Source organism: Niallia sp. FSL W8-0951 (assembly GCF_038006525.1).
Lineage (GTDB): Bacteria > Bacillota > Bacilli > Bacillales > Cytobacillaceae > Niallia > Niallia circulans.
The window spans coordinates 3,854,469-3,870,414 of the sequence record NZ_JBBOVK010000001.1; the positions used below are offsets into that span (position 1 = coordinate 3,854,469).

The 15,946-nt window shown below is 37.4% G+C and carries 14 protein-coding genes; 4 read left to right on the top strand and 10 right to left on the bottom strand.

Features of this window, described 5'->3' with window-relative positions; translation table 11 throughout:
• Positions 1 to 15: 15 nt before the first annotated feature.
• The 9 genes from NSS71_RS18760 to NSS71_RS18800 form a co-directional block, all read right to left on the bottom strand.
• On the bottom strand, positions 16 to 774 hold the full coding sequence (locus NSS71_RS18760; protein ID WP_095321959.1) for an alpha/beta hydrolase: 759 nt from the start codon (positions 772 to 774) through the stop codon (positions 16 to 18).
• A gap of 10 nt (positions 775 to 784) precedes the next feature.
• The gene (locus tag NSS71_RS18765; RefSeq protein WP_047940934.1) at positions 785 to 1,756 is read right to left on the bottom strand and encodes a LacI family DNA-binding transcriptional regulator; all 972 of its coding nucleotides are present in this window, start codon (positions 1,754 to 1,756) and stop codon (positions 785 to 787) included.
• 18 nt (positions 1,757 to 1,774) lie between these two features.
• Positions 1,775 to 5,089, bottom strand: coding sequence for a GH36-type glycosyl hydrolase domain-containing protein (locus NSS71_RS18770; RefSeq protein ID WP_341151918.1), 3,315 nt, complete (start codon positions 5,087 to 5,089; stop codon positions 1,775 to 1,777).
• 10 nt (positions 5,090 to 5,099) lie between these two features.
• Positions 5,100 to 7,259 carry a beta-glucosidase BglX gene (gene bglX, locus NSS71_RS18775; protein WP_251687816.1) on the bottom strand — a complete coding sequence of 720 codons (2,160 nt, stop codon included), beginning with the start codon at positions 7,257 to 7,259 and terminating at the stop codon, positions 5,100 to 5,102.
• A gap of 11 nt (positions 7,260 to 7,270) precedes the next feature.
• Positions 7,271 to 8,101 carry a carbohydrate ABC transporter permease gene (locus NSS71_RS18780; RefSeq protein ID WP_061797067.1) on the bottom strand — a complete coding sequence of 277 codons (831 nt, stop codon included), beginning with the start codon at positions 8,099 to 8,101 and terminating at the stop codon, positions 7,271 to 7,273.
• Between the two features lie 12 nt (positions 8,102 to 8,113).
• Positions 8,114 to 8,944 carry a carbohydrate ABC transporter permease gene (locus tag NSS71_RS18785; RefSeq protein WP_369988880.1) on the bottom strand — a complete coding sequence of 277 codons (831 nt, stop codon included), beginning with the start codon at positions 8,942 to 8,944 and terminating at the stop codon, positions 8,114 to 8,116.
• A 214-nt stretch (positions 8,945 to 9,158) separates the two neighbouring features.
• Positions 9,159 to 10,406 carry a sugar ABC transporter substrate-binding protein gene (locus NSS71_RS18790; protein WP_061797071.1) on the bottom strand — a complete coding sequence of 416 codons (1,248 nt, stop codon included), beginning with the start codon at positions 10,404 to 10,406 and terminating at the stop codon, positions 9,159 to 9,161.
• A 242-nt stretch (positions 10,407 to 10,648) separates the two neighbouring features.
• Positions 10,649 to 11,683 carry a polysaccharide pyruvyl transferase family protein gene (locus tag NSS71_RS18795; RefSeq protein ID WP_061797073.1) on the bottom strand — a complete coding sequence of 345 codons (1,035 nt, stop codon included), beginning with the start codon at positions 11,681 to 11,683 and terminating at the stop codon, positions 10,649 to 10,651.
• Between the two features lie 96 nt (positions 11,684 to 11,779).
• Positions 11,780 to 12,247, bottom strand: coding sequence for a hypothetical protein (locus NSS71_RS18800; RefSeq protein ID WP_235844443.1), 468 nt, complete (start codon positions 12,245 to 12,247; stop codon positions 11,780 to 11,782).
• A gap of 572 nt (positions 12,248 to 12,819) precedes the next feature.
• Between NSS71_RS18800 and NSS71_RS18805 the strand changes: the two genes are divergently transcribed.
• The 3 genes from NSS71_RS18805 (at position 12,820) to NSS71_RS18815 (ending at position 13,735) form a co-directional block, all read left to right on the top strand.
• Positions 12,820 to 13,059 (top strand): AbrB/MazE/SpoVT family DNA-binding domain-containing protein, encoded by a 240-nt coding sequence (locus NSS71_RS18805; protein WP_061797075.1) that lies wholly within the window; start codon positions 12,820 to 12,822, stop codon positions 13,057 to 13,059.
• Positions 13,056 to 13,391, top strand: a complete 336-nt coding sequence (locus NSS71_RS18810; protein ID WP_061797077.1) for a type II toxin-antitoxin system PemK/MazF family toxin — start codon at positions 13,056 to 13,058, stop codon at positions 13,389 to 13,391. The genes NSS71_RS18805 and NSS71_RS18810 overlap by 4 nt, the downstream gene beginning before the upstream one ends.
• Before the next feature lie 128 nt (positions 13,392 to 13,519).
• Positions 13,520 to 13,735 carry a hypothetical protein gene (locus NSS71_RS18815; protein WP_095321955.1) on the top strand — a complete coding sequence of 72 codons (216 nt, stop codon included), beginning with the start codon at positions 13,520 to 13,522 and terminating at the stop codon, positions 13,733 to 13,735.
• 574 nt (positions 13,736 to 14,309) lie between these two features.
• On the opposite strand, the gene NSS71_RS18820 is transcribed toward NSS71_RS18815, so the two are convergent.
• A complete protein-coding gene (locus NSS71_RS18820) occupies positions 14,310 to 14,768 on the bottom strand; it encodes a VOC family protein (protein ID WP_095321953.1) in 459 nt (152 codons plus the stop codon).
• A gap of 266 nt (positions 14,769 to 15,034) precedes the next feature.
• On the opposite strand from NSS71_RS18820, the gene NSS71_RS18825 reads away from it, so the two are divergent.
• A complete protein-coding gene (locus tag NSS71_RS18825; protein WP_095321951.1) occupies positions 15,035 to 15,862 on the top strand; it encodes an ADP-ribosylglycohydrolase family protein in 828 nt (275 codons plus the stop codon).
• Positions 15,863 to 15,946 lie beyond the last annotated feature (84 nt).

Here is a 15,946-nt window from a genome sequence, read left to right on the forward strand (position 1 = left end):
GGACAGTCCCTTCTTTTAATTATTCGCTTCTTTATAGTTCTCATCAAACCATTTTAATACAATCTGAATTGTTTTATCCCAAAATGCCCAGTTATGATCTCCCGGCATTTCAATATAATGAAAATCTCTTATTTTCTTTTGCGCTTTCTCTCTAAACTTTAAGTTATCCTGATAAAGGAAGTCTTCTGTACCACATATTTGCAGCATCTTCACCTGGTTATCTTCTTTTAGCTTCTCCAAAAGATAGAATAAGTCATTTTCACTGCCAGCCAGCTGCTGAATAGATCCAAAAATATCTGCAAATGCTTTGTCTCTATCTTTATCCCTCTTCCACAATTCCACGGCATCCATTGCTCCTGATAAAGAGGCAAAGCTGTTGAAGCGATTGGGAAAAGTGAGAGCCAATTTCGTTGCTCCATAGCCGCCCATGGATAGTCCAGCAACAAAGCTAGCCTCTTTCTGATCGGAAATACGAAACCACTTTCTCACTAATGCAGGTAATTCTTCCGATAAAAACGTCCAATAGCGATTTCCATTTACCATATCTGCATAGTAACTTAAATCCACTTGAGGCATCACAATCGCAAATTCATACTCTGACGCATATCTTTCTAGTGATGTAGCAGTTAACCAAGCTTCGTCATCATCAGACCAGCCATGTAACAGATAGATAACAGGAATAAGGGGGCTATTCCCTTTATCAGGTAGATAAATATTCATAGAAGTTGCTTTTCCTAAAACTTCAGAACGAAAATTCACTTTAGAGACAGCCATTTTTCCACCCCTACTTTTTATTAGAAATAAATGATTTTCCTTCTACAAAACTGGTAATTATCCATTCATCCTCGACTTCTTCATTATTTATCAACTGAACCACTTTTTCCGCGGCAACCATTCCCCAACGATGTTTGGAATAAGAAATTGTCGCTAATGACGGATTAAGAAAAGAGCCAATTTCTATATTATCAAATCCAATAAGAGAAATATCTGTGCCTATCTTTCTATCTTTATCTTTAAAATATTTATAAATCCCTACAGCCATTTCATCATTAAAAGAAAAAATAGTAATCGGTGAGCATGTCATCTTCGAATGAATGATTTCTGCTGCTGCATAACCCGATTCCTCCGTAAATGCAGAGGGAATAACCTCATATTCTACGCCATAGCGTGCTAATTCGCGTTCACTTGCCTCCAGCCTCTGCCGGCTATCAAACGCTTTTTCTGGACCTGTTACCAAATAAACTTTTCCCAGATTACTTGAAATTATTTTTTCCACCGCAAGCGTTGCTCCGCCTTTATTATCCAATAACACTTTTCTAACATTTGGACAACTAATTTCTCGATCCAGCACAACTAAAGAGTGGCCTCGATTAGCAAATTGAATAATTTCATCCGTGCTAAAGGTCCAATCTAGAATAATACCCCCATCTACCATTCTTTCCGGAAGAAACAGATGGGACTTCTGCCCACTGCAAACAATCATATCGTAGTTGTAATAGGCAAGACCCCGTTTAATTCCTTCTAATAGCTCTCCATAGAAACTCCCGCCATAATCTGCAAGATAGACAGCTATAATTTTTGTTTCCTGCTTTTTCAATGTTCTCGCTGCCATATTAGGAATATAATTGAGCTCATTTGCAATAGCAGTTATTCTTGCACGAGTGGCTTCCGTTACCTTTGGACTGCCATTTAGTGCATAGGATACGGTAGAAATAGAAACACCAGCTGCCTTAGCTATATCTTTAATCCCTACCATTGCCTTCACCCCTTCCTATTAGCAGTATACTTCTAATATATTTTCTTGTTGTAATACTTTCTTCATTGCTTCCTTATTTAAGCATATTCCACCCTGCCGATAAAGATTATCTTCTAGTCTGTTCTCTAGAACATTTCCATTAAAGATCGCCTTCCTATCTTTAGACCTGAGTATATACTTAATCTCTACAGGCTTATCTAATAATTGAAATGTTACAGTTAAACCATTTAAGCTTTCTGGCAGAACTGGATCAATAATAACCTCTGCAGCTGTTTGGCGAATCCCTAACACATTGCTTATTAACTGATTAATATAAATTCCTGGCCCGCTGGAGTATATACGCCAGCCGCCTTTTACAGGAATACCGCTATTTTTAAGTTTACCAAAATTCTCTTGTGCTTCATACCTCGTTTTGAAATCGCCATCAGAACTGCTGAAATAAACATTACTCTGCCGAATAGCTGCATTTTCTACACGATCTTTAAGACCAATTGGATTAATCGTATTTAATCCTTTCCATGTTTCTTCTGCTTTCCCTAACTTCGCCATTGCTTCCGTAAAACGAATATGGGCGTGTACATATTGCAAACCAATTTCCCTTCCAAAGTTAGCAGCCTGTTCCGCACGTTTAAAGTTAGTGCTTACGCCGCCTTTATAAGATGCAGGCCGATTCATTAACCGCACTCCATCCGGAAAATATAAATTTTCTTTTATAATTCGATAATGATGTTCGGCCATCTCCGGTGTGATTAATTCCGCAATCATACTTCTTGTCATGGGTAATAATCGGTATTGAATATTTGTTTTTTTATCATCTGGATGTATCATTAATTCCACATGATCCGAATCCTCCATATAGACAAATCCTGGAATGGTATCTGTACTTAATATAAAACGGTTAAAGTCCACTTTAATATTTTTAGCCAAATCAAAAAGGTATGCTGCATACAGACTATCATAGCTCTCTAACGCTCTCGCTAAATTACGGATTGTCTGGTAGGTAAGCGCTACTGTCCAGCTGCTAGCCATATTTTTCTTTAACCTGCTATCATATGGCTGTAATGTATCATCCCAATCTCCATCTCCATAACAGGATAAAAACGTATTCGGCAGAAAATTTTCCTCTATATAGTGGATTTGCTTCTTAACATGCTCCATTAACGGATAAGACTCTTCTGTTTTCGCAAATGTATCCCGATCTGTAAATGGAATAGACTCCGCTAATATGCTCGTATCGCCTGTAAATGTTAAATAATCTCCAACTACCTTTAACGGCCATACAATAACATCGCCATGACTTTCATCTGCTTTAATCTTTTCAAAGCGATCAAACATAAACCACTGCGGCCAATTCCCATCATTTTCGAATTGGTTTGCATATACTTTTTTCAAAATCTCACGGACAATTTCAGGGCGATTAACAGCAAAGAAATATTCCACCGGCCCCTGTGAAACGTCCCTTGTTCCCCATGCAGCCCCGCCATATTGCTCTAACCCATGCGGAGACAGATAATGGACTAGCATATTATGAGAATACCATCTACTAAGCAGATTCATTCTCTCTACTTCTTCTTGGATGAGCGGATTCTCATGCTTCATCTGAAAACCATTTAATAATCCATCCAGATAACGTTCATAGCTTTCCGTCTCTATACTTTCGCTCTTTTGATGATGCTGATAATTTCCTCTGTGCAAATTCCCCTGAATAGTAAGGTTTACGGTATGTTCTTGCAGCAATTCTAACATGACTAGCGGGAAGTCAGATCCTTTCTTAAGAGAAACAAAAACCGTTTCATCCTTCAACGTAAAGGGTTGTTCAACATGGATATGATAAGTTAGCTCTGGATAGCCTTGATCGACAGTTGAACTTGGTGTGCCATTAAATGTGATGACTTGATTTGATTGTTCCCATTTAAACGGTACAGAATCCTCTCCATCATTCATTAAAATATGATTACTAATGACGAAATCATATTTTTTCCCTTTTTTACTCTCGATGCTCAGCTTAATCTCATGCTCTTCAACAGAGGTATAATTTGTCACTGTAATCAAGTCGTCCGCAAGCTTGTAATACCATTTAGCAACATTAAAGCCCATTTCAAATGCAGATGGCATAGCTAATAACTGCCACTGATTATTTATTTTTATATAAATCCGTTGACCAGATTTCTTCATTATATTAAGTGAATTTCTATTATTGCTCATCATTTTATTCATGGAAGTGTTCCCTAAAACAATTTGGGAATTAAAAATTCCATACATATAGACCGTTGTAGCCATTACCGGTTTATCTACTACTAAGTCAGTTCCGCTTAAAAGGATATGACCATGCGGCCTTTCCATTTGAACTTCCTTTTCCTTTAATACAACATGACGTTGATTATCGGTAAAAAAGGACAAAAGTTTTTGATCTACTATCTCTTTTTCTAGTTGAATACCAAATAACTCATCTATTTCCTCAGGAGTCAACCTTTCTGTTTTGATAACTTGATTAACGATACATGTCATTTTATTTACTGGTTTTGTAACCTGTTCCAACTTGCTTGCTTCTACCCAAATTTTTTCTATTTGTTCCGTAGTAAAACAAGGTTTCTCTACGGCTGCTGGATGGTTTTCCAAGATAGAACCATAAAAAACGAACGATTGCTTCTCTTGTACATTTCGTTTCTCTGTTTGCAGGGCCGCATAAGCCATTTCATACTGATAAACCTCTGTTGGAAGGCTTTCTCTCTGTAATGCCTCAGGAATATTTGTTTCTTTGTAGGACTTTCCAAAGAATTGGTATCCATCTGTACTAAATCCAATTGTTTTTTGCAAACATCCTTGTTGTAGATACGGAAATTTACCCTCTTGCGGCTGATTTTGTCTGGAGCAAATTGTATATCCGTGCTGTGAATCGATGTAATGATCGATATATTGAGACACATACGCTTCATTTGATTGAACGGCTCCTTTTGCCGCAATGCCAATATCCTGTCCATATAATAAGTCTACTGTTTGATTCCCTTGTAAAGAAACTTCCCAGAACCATACATCCTGTAAAGTTAATATAAATTTAACTTCATAGGATACTCCTTGAAAGGTGCCATTCCAAATTAATACACGCTCACCTACTGCCAGCTTGCTATCCGATTGAATACCTAGTAATGGTGTTGAAAGAATTGTCCCATTTTTAAACACACGCAAATAGATCTGGTTAGCACTGCCATCTAATAAATTCCCTATGAGTTGGTTAACCATTATATCCTTATGACAAATCTCATATATATCCCCGCTAGGAAGAAATGAAAATGTCGTATTATTCCCATTCAATGTAACTATTTGAGTATTCATATCTTCATCCCTATCCTCTTATCTTTTTTAATTTAAAACATTTTGATTGAAGTTCTATGCTATTTGGACCAACCATTACTTCAAAATCGCCATCATCACTGATGAATTGCATATTTCTGTGGGTATATCGAAGCTGCTTCTCCGAAATAATAAATGTTACCACTTGCTTTTCTCCGTTTTCTAAATAAACTTGCTTAAAGTCCTTTAATTCCTTAACAGGACGCACCACTTCTCCGACTAGATCACGAATATAAAGCTGGACCGTTTCTGTGACAGGATAGTTGCCTCTATTCTCCACTTCCACCGTAACTGTCACGGCTTCATTCTCCGATATGGTCTCTTTATCTACTTGCAAATTGTTATAAACAACTTCGCTGTAGCTTAATCCATAGCCAAATGGATAACGTGCATAATTTGAAACATCCAAGTATTTAGAAACATATTTTTCGTCCGGATTCTCTTCATAAGGACGACCTGTATTATCTCCATTGTAGTAAACTGGCACTTGCCCCACATTTTCTGGGAAACTCATGCTTAAACGTCCACTTGGGTTTACATCTCCATATAAAATGTCACTTAGTGCATTTCCACCTTCTGTACCAGGGAACCACGCTTCTAAAATGGCAGCTGCTCCATCTAGCTCACTAATATCTAACGGTCGGCCATTATACAGCGTAACGATTATCGGTTTACCTGTATCCTTTAATTGCTTAAAAAGCTTTATCTGTTCTTTCGGCAAGGAAATATTACTTCGGCTGGCCGCCTCTCCACTCATCCATTCTTGTTCCCCTAAAGCTAATACAACGACTTCTGCATGACTCGCTGCTTTTAGTGCACTTGAAATCATGTCTTCTGATAGTTCAAAGTAATCACAAGGTACTTCTGCTGAGAGAATATTAGCAGATTTCGTTTGCATCCCTTCAAGTAACGACACAGCTTCATCCATTTTCCCTTGCCATGACCAAGCTCCTAAAATATCCTGTGAATCTGCTCCCGGTCCGACAACTGCTACTTTTTGATCGGCAGATAACGGCAGGACTCCATTGTTTTCTAGCAATACAATTGATTTTGCTGCTATTTCTCTGGATGCATTTCGATGAGATTGTGACAGTATTACTTCTTTTTCCCGATCCGCATCTGCTCCGCGATGAGGATTTTCAAATAACCCTAAATCATTTTTCAATTCTAAAATTCTTAGCACTGCTTCATTTAAAAGTTTTTCGTCTACTACTTCTTCCTCTACTAACTCCTTTAAATAGTGAGCATAACAAGTGGTCATCATCTCAATATCTACTCCTGCCTTTATGGCAAGCTCCGCAGCCTTTTTTTCATTTCCAGCTACGCCATGAGCAATCAATTCCTTCACTGCTCCCCAATCAGATATTACTACCCCATCAAAACCAAACTGTTCCCTTAATATTTTTCTAAAAAGCCACTCATTCCCAGTTGCGGGAATCCCGTCCACTGTATTAAAGGAGGTCATTACTAATTTAGCACCTGCATCAATAGCAGCTTTGTAACTCGGTAAATAGCTTTCCCTTAGTTGCCGTTCAGACATATCGACCGTATTATAGTCTCTTCCTCCTACTGGAGCACCATATGCAGCAAAATGCTTTACACAGGCCGCTAGTCGTTCTGTATCGCTTTTCAAGTCTTCTCCTTGATAGCCGTGCACTAACGCTTTCGCAAATTCACTATTTAAATGAGCATCTTCTCCTGTTGATTCCATCACTCTCCCCCATCTAGGGTCGCGCACTAAGTCAACCATCGGTGAAAAGGTTACATGTAAACCAGATACACTAGCTTCTAATGCAGAAATTCGCGCCATTTTTTCCGCAGCTTCTAAACTCCAGGAACTCCCTAAACCTAAAGGAATGGGGAAAATCGTTCGAAATCCATGGATAATGTCAGCCATCATTAAGGTTGGAATTCCTAAGCGATGCTTTTTCATATATTCCTTTTGGATACGAATAGCTTCTTCAGCTCCCGATAAACCTAATGTAGAGCCAGCTTGTTTGATATTTTCTTCTGTTAACCCTAAATCAGTTAAAGGTCCTGTCATTTCTTCACTTTTTTTTGTATAAAAATCGGCAGAAAGCTGTAGAAGCTGATCTACCTTTTCCTCTACTGTCATTTCATCCACTAATTTAACTAAATCTTCTTGTCTCATTTACATGCTCCTTACTTCAATCCTGATACATTGAATCCTTGCAGGATGTATTTTTGGAATATCATGAATACAATAATGATTGGAATAATCATAAAGGTAGAACCAGCCATCTGCAGAGCATAATTGCTTGCATATTGTCCTTTTAAAAGCTGTAGACCAACAGATAATGTATAATACTTTTCATCATTCGCCATAATTAGCGGCCATAAGAAGGAATTCCACGCACCGATAAAGGTCAATATTCCCTGCACAGCTATAACCGGGCGTGAAACAGGCATAATTATTTTCCAAAATATTTTCCATTCACTCGCACCATCTAATCGAGCAGCTTCTAATAATTCGTTCGATATAGTAGACATAAACTGACGGAATAGGAAAATGGCGAAAGCCCCCACTAGACCCGGAAGAACAATCCCTGCCATTGTATTTGTTAAACCCATTGCGTTTAAAATCAAATAGACTGGAATCATTGTGACTTGCCCAGGTATCATCATTGTCGCAAGCACTAAATAAAAGAGAATATTCTTTCCCTTGAAGTTATATTTTGCAAAGCCGTATCCTGCCATCGCGTTCAAAATTAGTCCGCCAAATGAGCATAGGACGATAATTAATGTATTTTTTAAATACACGGCAAAGTTAAACGCTAAAAACAATTCTTTAAAATTAGCAAAAGTAATCTCCTGCGGCCAAATAGTTGGAGGAAACTGCATAATTTCTGCATCCGTTTTCAGGGAAGAAAGCAGCATCCAAATAAATGGTAAGACCATAAAAAATCCGCCAACAGTAAGAATAATTCCAACAATCCACTTTGAAGTTCTCATTTGCTTTTGAGATGTATGCATAGCTATTTCCTCCTATAATGATTCTTCATCACTCTTACGCTGAATGCGGAATTGAATCAAGGTAACGATAATAATCGCAATAAATAAAATAAATGACCCTGCCGCTGCATAACCAAACTTACTAAATTGGAACCCGTTCCGGTAAATAAATAACGCAACGGAAGTAGTACTATCTAAAGGCCCGCCATTGGTCATAATAAACGGTTCTTCGAAAAACTGGAGCCAGCCAATCATCGTCGTAATCGTTACAAAGAAAGTTGCAAACTTAAGCATTGGTATCGTAATTTGAAATAATTGTTGACGTCGATTAGCGCCATCTAATGAGGCAGCCTCATAATATTCTTTCGGTATACCTTGAAGAGCCGCTAAAAAAATAATCATATTCGTACCAATTGCTCGCCATAAAGCAAGAATAATTAATGACACTTTCGCCATTGTCGGATCTTGCAGCCACGGTACTGGAGAAACATTGATAAGAGACAGTAAATAGTTTAAAAATCCAAAGCTCGGGTTATAAAGATAACTCCAAACCACTGCTACGGCGACCACATTTGTTATCGACGGCGTATAAAAAATCAACCGAAAAAATTGAAATATTTTATTTTCCCCGAAGTTAATCATAACCGCGATTCCTAAGGAACAGGCGATAACTAAAGGCACACCAATCACTACATAAAACAAGGTATTTCCAATAGACTTGAGGAAAACAGGATCTGTTAAGATTTCCTTGTAATTACTTAATCCCACAAAATTGATCTGTGACCAATCCGCTAATCCAACTAAGCTGATATCTGTAAAACTAATAAAAAAAGCTACAACTATAGGAATTAAGGAAAACAACATTAGTAAGAGCAATGCAGGAGAAATGAATAAATATGGGGCTCTTTTACTAGTAAAGTTTCTCAATTTTAAAGCACTTCCTTTACTTTAAATAGAAAGGAGCATCTCTTTAGAGAAAGATTCCTTTTAACACATTCAGATTAGAAAGATATTTTTCTAATCGAACGGTTTATTCAGATAGCTTCCTCTAATGTTTTAGATACTCCTTTCTGCTCATTTATTTACTTAAAACCTTTTCTGATTCTGCATTAAATGCATCCATCTCTGTCTGTACATCTGCTCCACCTAAATAAATTTTCTCAAAATGCTTCAAATAGTTTTGAGCGATTTCTTCAAATTCTGGAATCAATGGCATGGGATGAGAATTTTCCATTTGTGCTCCAAATACTTCATATAATGGATCTCCGGCTAGCTTTTCATCCTTCCACGCTTCTTTTACTGTTGGCATGGCATTTGTTAATTCTAACCACTTTAATTGGTTTTCCTTGCTGACCATAAAATCAATAAATTGTGCCGCTTGATCTTTTTTCTTCGAATGTTCAAATATGGTTAAATTCGATCCACCAAGACTAGAATCATTATTATCTTTTCCAGCAGGAAGAACGGCAGTTGCCCATTTGCCTTCGATATCCGGCACTGTATCATTGACTGTTTTCACCATCCACGGACCACTAATAAACATTGGTACAATAGCATCTCCTGAGAACGTTTGCGAAACATCCATTCCTAAGTCCTGTTTAGGCGCATAACCTTTTTGGATCATATCATTTAAAAACGTCACTGCTTCTACAAACGGCGCTTGGTTAAATCGCGCTTCTTCCTTATCTGACAGTAATTCAGAACCATTTTGTCGAGCAAACATGAAACCAAGTGTTTGTTCTTTCGAATCGACATTTAAACCATACATATTGTCTCCTCGTTCTGATAATTTCTTCGCGGCGTCTTCAAGCTCTGCCCATGTTTTAGGCGCCTCTTTATATCCAACGGATTCTAAAATATCCGTACGATAGAATAAAACTCTCGTTTCTGCCGCCCATGGAATCCCGTAATACTTATCATCAAACTTGGTTGTTTCTACTGACCCTTCGAAAAAGTTTTCTGGCTTTAAATGATCATTTTTATCAATAAATGGCCCCATATCCGCCAATGCACCAGCTTCTTGAAACTCCGGCATCCAAGTAGTGCCCATTTGAAGGACATCAGGTCCTTCCTTCGAAGCTACGGCTGTCAGTAATTTATCATGAGCACTAGCCCAGGGGATTGCTTGAATTTTTACTTCAATGCCTGTTTCTTTCGTAAATTCCTCCGCCATTTTAGGGAGCTGCTTCACTTCATCTCCCATTCCCCAAACGGTTAGTACTTCTGAGTCACTAGCATCATTTTTACTCTCAGAACATCCCGCCATTAATCCTACTGCAAGTAATGCTGTGGTTCCTAGCAATGCAAATTTCTTTTTGAAATTCATTCTTGTTTCCTCCATTTTCAGATGAATTTTATAGAAACGTTTCGATATAAGTTAGTATATATCACGAAAAATTAACTTGCAAGCGTTTTCTAATTAATGCATTTAATATTATTAGTAGAAACGTTTCACAAAACACAATAAAAAAGACCCAACAAAGTGCAAAGATTTAAGTAATATCAATGTTTTATATTGACATTCTTTCCTCTTTTACCTCCGTTAGATCTCCCCACGTTCATTGGAACTTATCCTTTAAAAAAGTCTTTTAGTACTTGGAAATCTTCCATTACATCAATCTTATTCGGCTCTGCATTTTGCAGTCTTTCTACCATTGCTGGTATGTCATTTAGATCTTTGTTATCAGTATATTCAATAAAGGATAACTCATGCAGCCAATCATTATAAGAATGTTTTGCTTTTCCATAGCTATTTCCGAACACTAGACAAGGTGTCTTAGTGATAATAGAAAAGATCATAGCATGCAACCGATCTGTAATGATTAACTTTTTGGAACCAATTTTATCAAGCGTTTTTAAGAAGTACTTTTCACGGTCCGCATAATCAATCACATCAACCTCTGATAAAACCGTATCTGTCCGCTCCACAGACTCCGTTTTTCCAAATAACTCCATTAAGTCGGAAACAAAGCTTTCTTCTGTCACCTTCTCCTTATCTGCTCTTAGAACAAATAGAACACCATCACGTTCCAGCTCCCTTGGCTCAATAGACAGAGATAATACCATATCTGGAGTGTAAATAACATTTGCCTGGAAGGTTTCTTTTAAAATATCTAAAGTTTGATTCTCTCTTGCCACTAAAGTTAGATTAGGATTTTGATTGTATGCCTCTTGGCTTTTCCGCTTCTCTTCTCTACCTTCCTCTGTATCCTCAAAAAAGGCGGATTGTGGAAAAACAATTGTTTTGTAGTCTTTAAAGGATGAAACTACTTTTCTACGATCTTCCTCAATATCTACGTATAAACTTCCGAGATTTCCTCCACCTGTAAAACAAACAATATCATCTTCGCTTATAATCTTTTTGACTAGCTCTATTCCTTCTTCTGTTGCATAGTCCATAATTTCAATATATTCATAGTAAGGAAAACAATTTTTAATAAACTTCTCCTCAGCATAGGCAATAGCTTGATCCCCAATATTCGTATAACTTGGCGATCCAAATAGGAATACTTTTCTCTTATTATTAAATAATGCTTCCTTATCTACATTAGGAGCAATTCCTTTTACAATATTCCATTCTTCTTTCCTTGCTTGATTTAACATAACTTTATTCCTCCTTCTCACTTCGATAGAACCTAGGGTTAATTGTCATGTACCCAAAACAAGCTATAAATATTCCGAAAACATTAACTTTCTCCTTTACTTTTTTTGCTTCCATATCAATAGAATTGATTTGCCATCGTTCGGAGAATCTTCTCCATAATTAAAAGGAAGCACGGCAAAAAAAATAAAATAAAAGGAAAAATAAACAAACTGATAGAAAAATGAGCTTTTTGGTAGAACATCCTGAATGATTAAAGAATTAACGACTAGAATCGACAATAAGTTAAATAATACACCTCCCCCATGAATCAATGTCTGCTGCCATCTTTTTTTCTTCTCTATCCCTTTATAGTGGCAGGCAGCATCTACAAAATAAAGTACATGAATATGCATACACCCTATAGAAAACAGTCTTTTTCCCCTGCCAATCGTTAAATCGCCCTTCAACCCAAATATCCATACAAAGAGTTGATGCCCGGCAGCATGAACTAAATTAACAATAGGCAAAACGACGAAAAAGGCCCATGCAAATTTGTCGAGATCACTTAGAGTAAACATCTTCATCCCCCTTCTCTCCCCTTTTAAGATGGGCAGTTTAAGTTACTAGTTATCTTTTAAAATTTGGCTATATGTAAGATACCTCTTCCGCATTGGAACCAATCCCGTATTAGAGATTTGATAGATATTGGTAATATTTATATATAATTTTTTTGGCAGATAGTTGATTTCGAAGGGAGAGTCTCTGGATAAATACCCCTTTCTCGAACAGCTGCTCGAATGACTGCGATGGGGTGTAGTCATTGTACTGCTGGAACCTGCTCTGATTGTTTGAATGATCTGTATGCTATGCAAATATAGAAACCTATATTATTTTATGGTAGGGGTTTTCTTTTTGATAGACGGAGCAAAATCAAGCCAGCCAGTCGCTACGCTCCTGACCGATAATCTATGTGAAACAAGAAAATGACGAAGGGAATGTGGACTTTTTACTCATTTCTGCAAAATATCGTATTCTTTTCTACTGATTTGGATATGTATATGTATATACAATGTAGAAACGAGATGATAGAATGGTTTACAACGACAAAGAAGGAAACCAGAATAAAAGTTCACATGACAAAAAAGGAGGAAAACATATGACAACCCTTCAAAAATGGGGAAATAGTTTAGCCGTCCGCATTCCTACTCATCTTGCTAAAAACATTGGGGTAGATAACGGTTCCGAAATAGAACTTCAATTATGTGATGACGGAATCATGATCCGCCCCGCTAAAACGAAACCTACATTAGATGATCTACTAGCCAAAATAAAAGGGAGACCCAATCCACATTTAGATTATGACTTTGGCAAACCAGAAGGGAAGGAATACATTTGAATAACGCTGTTCCTAAAAAGGGGGATATCGGCTTTTTAGACTTCAATCCGCAATCAGGGGTGGAGCAAGCCGGTCATCGCCCTTGTATTATTTTAAGTCCCGAATCTTTTAATTACGCAACAGGTCTTGCTATCGTCTGTCCGATTCGCACGCGAAGCGGAGATTGGCCGTTTGAAGTAGCCTTGCCTCCTGGACTAAATATTACAGGGTATATATTAACAGACCAATTAAGGAGCGTAAACTGGCGAGCAAGAAATTTCAATAAGCGAGACGAAGCTCCAGAAGAAGTATTGGAATCATGTATGGATCTCATCCATACTTTTTTACCGTAATGAACTCTCTTGTTTTCTTAACCCGTATCGAAATCTCGGTACGGGTTTTCTTTTTGTAGAAACAAGTCGTTCGCTATGCTCACAACCAGCAAATCCTTCGATGTTAATCCAAAAGGAGGCTAATCAGAATGAATGTTGTTGTTTTCTTAGAAGGCGGAGTTGTTCAACAAGTAATAACAGATTCGGAAAATGTTCAAGTTGTCATTGTAGATCGCAATACGGAAAATTTACCAAAAGAAGACATACAAACAATATTAGGAGAGGAAGCTTATGTGTATAATGCCATTTCCGAAGCGGATCGAAATCCGACTCTTGTTGCGGAAGTATTAAAGGATAGGAAATAAAAAGAAGCATGGATAAACAACTGACAGAAACTCTACCTAAAGAGGTTCTCAGTTTGTCGACAAAAAGATATTGGAGAAGTAGAATTGCATTTTCATGCGTTGCTTGGAGTGGAGGGGGTGAGACTCCTGTGGGATCTGCGAGACAGTCTGAGACCCTGCAGGCCGAAAGCAGACCGCGGCTCAGCTCGAGCCCCACGGAAAGCGAACCCCCTATCGTGATCATTGTTCCCGCTGCGGTACAAAGGAATGGAAAACGTGCGCGTAGGTCGGCTACACGCCGAACAGATACCGGAAAGGTTTCCGCTATCTGTGTACGCACACATCCATTCCATTGTATGCACACCGGTTTGAAATACCAGCCAGAAACGCTTGCACCTTTCTGTCTAAACAATCATTTTCAGTGTGCAAAAAGCGTGAAATACCTTCCGGAAATGCTCGCACCTTTCTGGATAAAAGACCGCATTCGAGAGCATAAATACCTTTCTGAAAAGCTTGCACATTTCCTTACAAACACATAAAAAATCCTTTTCTCTCTCCATATACGTACAATTAAAAAACGTTATTTTAAAAACACTTATTTATAATTTTTATTCCAATCTCTAAACTCCATCATTTTGAAGTCAATTTCCTCATCTATTTTCAGTGGGGTAATAAACTCTAAAGAATTTCCATCTGGGTCTTTAAAATATAGAGCAGCGTGGGATTGTGGGTTATTCGGCAGAACAATTGGTTGTTGTTCTGGTTCAAAACCAAAGGCCTTCCGAACACTTACACCTCTTTCTTCCAACCATTCTTTAGCATTTAGTAAATCATCTAATTCTACATGGAATGCAATGTGTCTTAGTGAAGGGTGATAAGGGGTCTCTACCTTATCTGTTTCCCATAAACCAAGCCAACTCTTTCCTTTTTCAATCCAAAAAAATGTTACTGCTTCTCCCTGATAGGCTAACTCTAATCCTAAATTGCTATAAAACTCAGTTGATTTAGATATACTACTCACTGGTAAATGTGCTTCATAAATCCCTTTAATCATATGTAAATCTCCCCCCTTTTTGTTTAATAAGCTAATAAAAAAGCATTAATCCACCTTCAAAAAACACTGTCCTAATGTTAAAGAAAAAGAACTGTAAACATAGAATACTAATCAAACTTTATTATAAGCTATCAACCTTATTTTTAAATATTTCTCACTTTGTTTTAATTAATCATACTTTTTTATAAAAATATAGAAACGAAATTAAAAAGCCTAAACACTTAAAATGATACAATAAAGACAACGACAAGAAGGAGTTGATTTATATGCTATTAAAAAGTGCTGTTTATGGATTTATTACTGGTGATGCACTAGGTGTCCCCCATGAATTTAAAATAAGGGGAACATACGCATGTGAGACTATGACAAATGGCGGAGTATGGAATCAACCTGTTGGCACATGGTCAGACGATACATCCATGTTGCTTGCTACATTAGATTCCATTAATCATGAAAATGGTATAAACATCAAAGATATGAGAAATCGTTTTCTCGATTGGATGCATCATGCGAAGTATACAGCAAGAAATGAAACTTTTGATATAGGATTAACTACACAGCAAGCACTAATGGACGGTATTGGTAAAAGTGATGTTAGATCAAACGGTAATGGTTCGCTTATGCGTATTCTGCCTCTTGCATTTATTGATTGTGATGATAAAAATGTCAAAGAGGTATCATCTATAACACACGCACATGACATATCCAAGAAAGCATGTCTTATTTATGTGGACATTGTAAGAAGGTTAATAAAAAATGAAAACCTAAAAGATATTCTAAATAATCAAACACATGAGGAACCATTCACACGCTTAAATTCATTGCATGAACTTGCAGAATCCGAAATCAAATCGACAGGTTATGTTGTCGATACCCTTGAAGCAGCTCTGTGGTGTGTCTTACAATCACATTCATACAAAGAAACTGTGCTAAAAGCAATCAATCTCGGAGGCGATACAGACACTATCGCAGCAATTGCTGGTGGACTAGCGGGTATTATTTATGGTTATGACGCTATACCGAAGGAATGGATTGACACATTACATAACAAAGAACTTATCACGGCCATACTGTTAAAGCAAAAACTAGAATAACCTTTGCTTTACAGTCCCTTATAAAAAGATAAATACCTTCTTTTTTGGCAGCAAAGAAGTCAAACAAAAATGTCTCTGATTTGA

Coding starts and splice junctions, on each gene's coding strand:
- NSS71_RS18800 (WP_235844443.1), bottom strand. CDS start 12,247: ATGAAGATGTTTACTCTAAGTGATCTCGACAAATTTGCATGGGCCTTT.
- NSS71_RS18820 (WP_095321953.1), bottom strand. CDS start 14,768: ATGATTAAAGGGATTTATGAAGCACATTTACCAGTGAGTAGTATATCT.
- NSS71_RS18795 (WP_061797073.1), bottom strand. CDS start 11,683: ATGTTAAATCAAGCAAGGAAAGAAGAATGGAATATTGTAAAAGGAATT.
- NSS71_RS18785 (WP_369988880.1), bottom strand. CDS start 8,944: ATGTTGTTTTCCTTAATTCCTATAGTTGTAGCTTTTTTTATTAGTTTT.
- NSS71_RS18825 (WP_095321951.1), top strand. CDS start 15,035: ATGCTATTAAAAAGTGCTGTTTATGGATTTATTACTGGTGATGCACTA.
- bglX (WP_251687816.1), bottom strand. CDS start 7,259: ATGAGACAAGAAGATTTAGTTAAATTAGTGGATGAAATGACAGTAGAG.
- NSS71_RS18815 (WP_095321955.1), top strand. CDS start 13,520: ATGAATGTTGTTGTTTTCTTAGAAGGCGGAGTTGTTCAACAAGTAATA.
- NSS71_RS18765 (WP_047940934.1), bottom strand. CDS start 1,756: ATGGTAGGGATTAAAGATATAGCTAAGGCAGCTGGTGTTTCTATTTCT.
- NSS71_RS18790 (WP_061797071.1), bottom strand. CDS start 10,406: ATGAATTTCAAAAAGAAATTTGCATTGCTAGGAACCACAGCATTACTT.
- NSS71_RS18805 (WP_061797075.1), top strand. CDS start 12,820: ATGACAACCCTTCAAAAATGGGGAAATAGTTTAGCCGTCCGCATTCCT.
- NSS71_RS18760 (WP_095321959.1), bottom strand. CDS start 774: ATGGCTGTCTCTAAAGTGAATTTTCGTTCTGAAGTTTTAGGAAAAGCA.
- NSS71_RS18780 (WP_061797067.1), bottom strand. CDS start 8,101: ATGCATACATCTCAAAAGCAAATGAGAACTTCAAAGTGGATTGTTGGA.
- NSS71_RS18770 (WP_341151918.1), bottom strand. CDS start 5,089: ATGAATACTCAAATAGTTACATTGAATGGGAATAATACGACATTTTCA.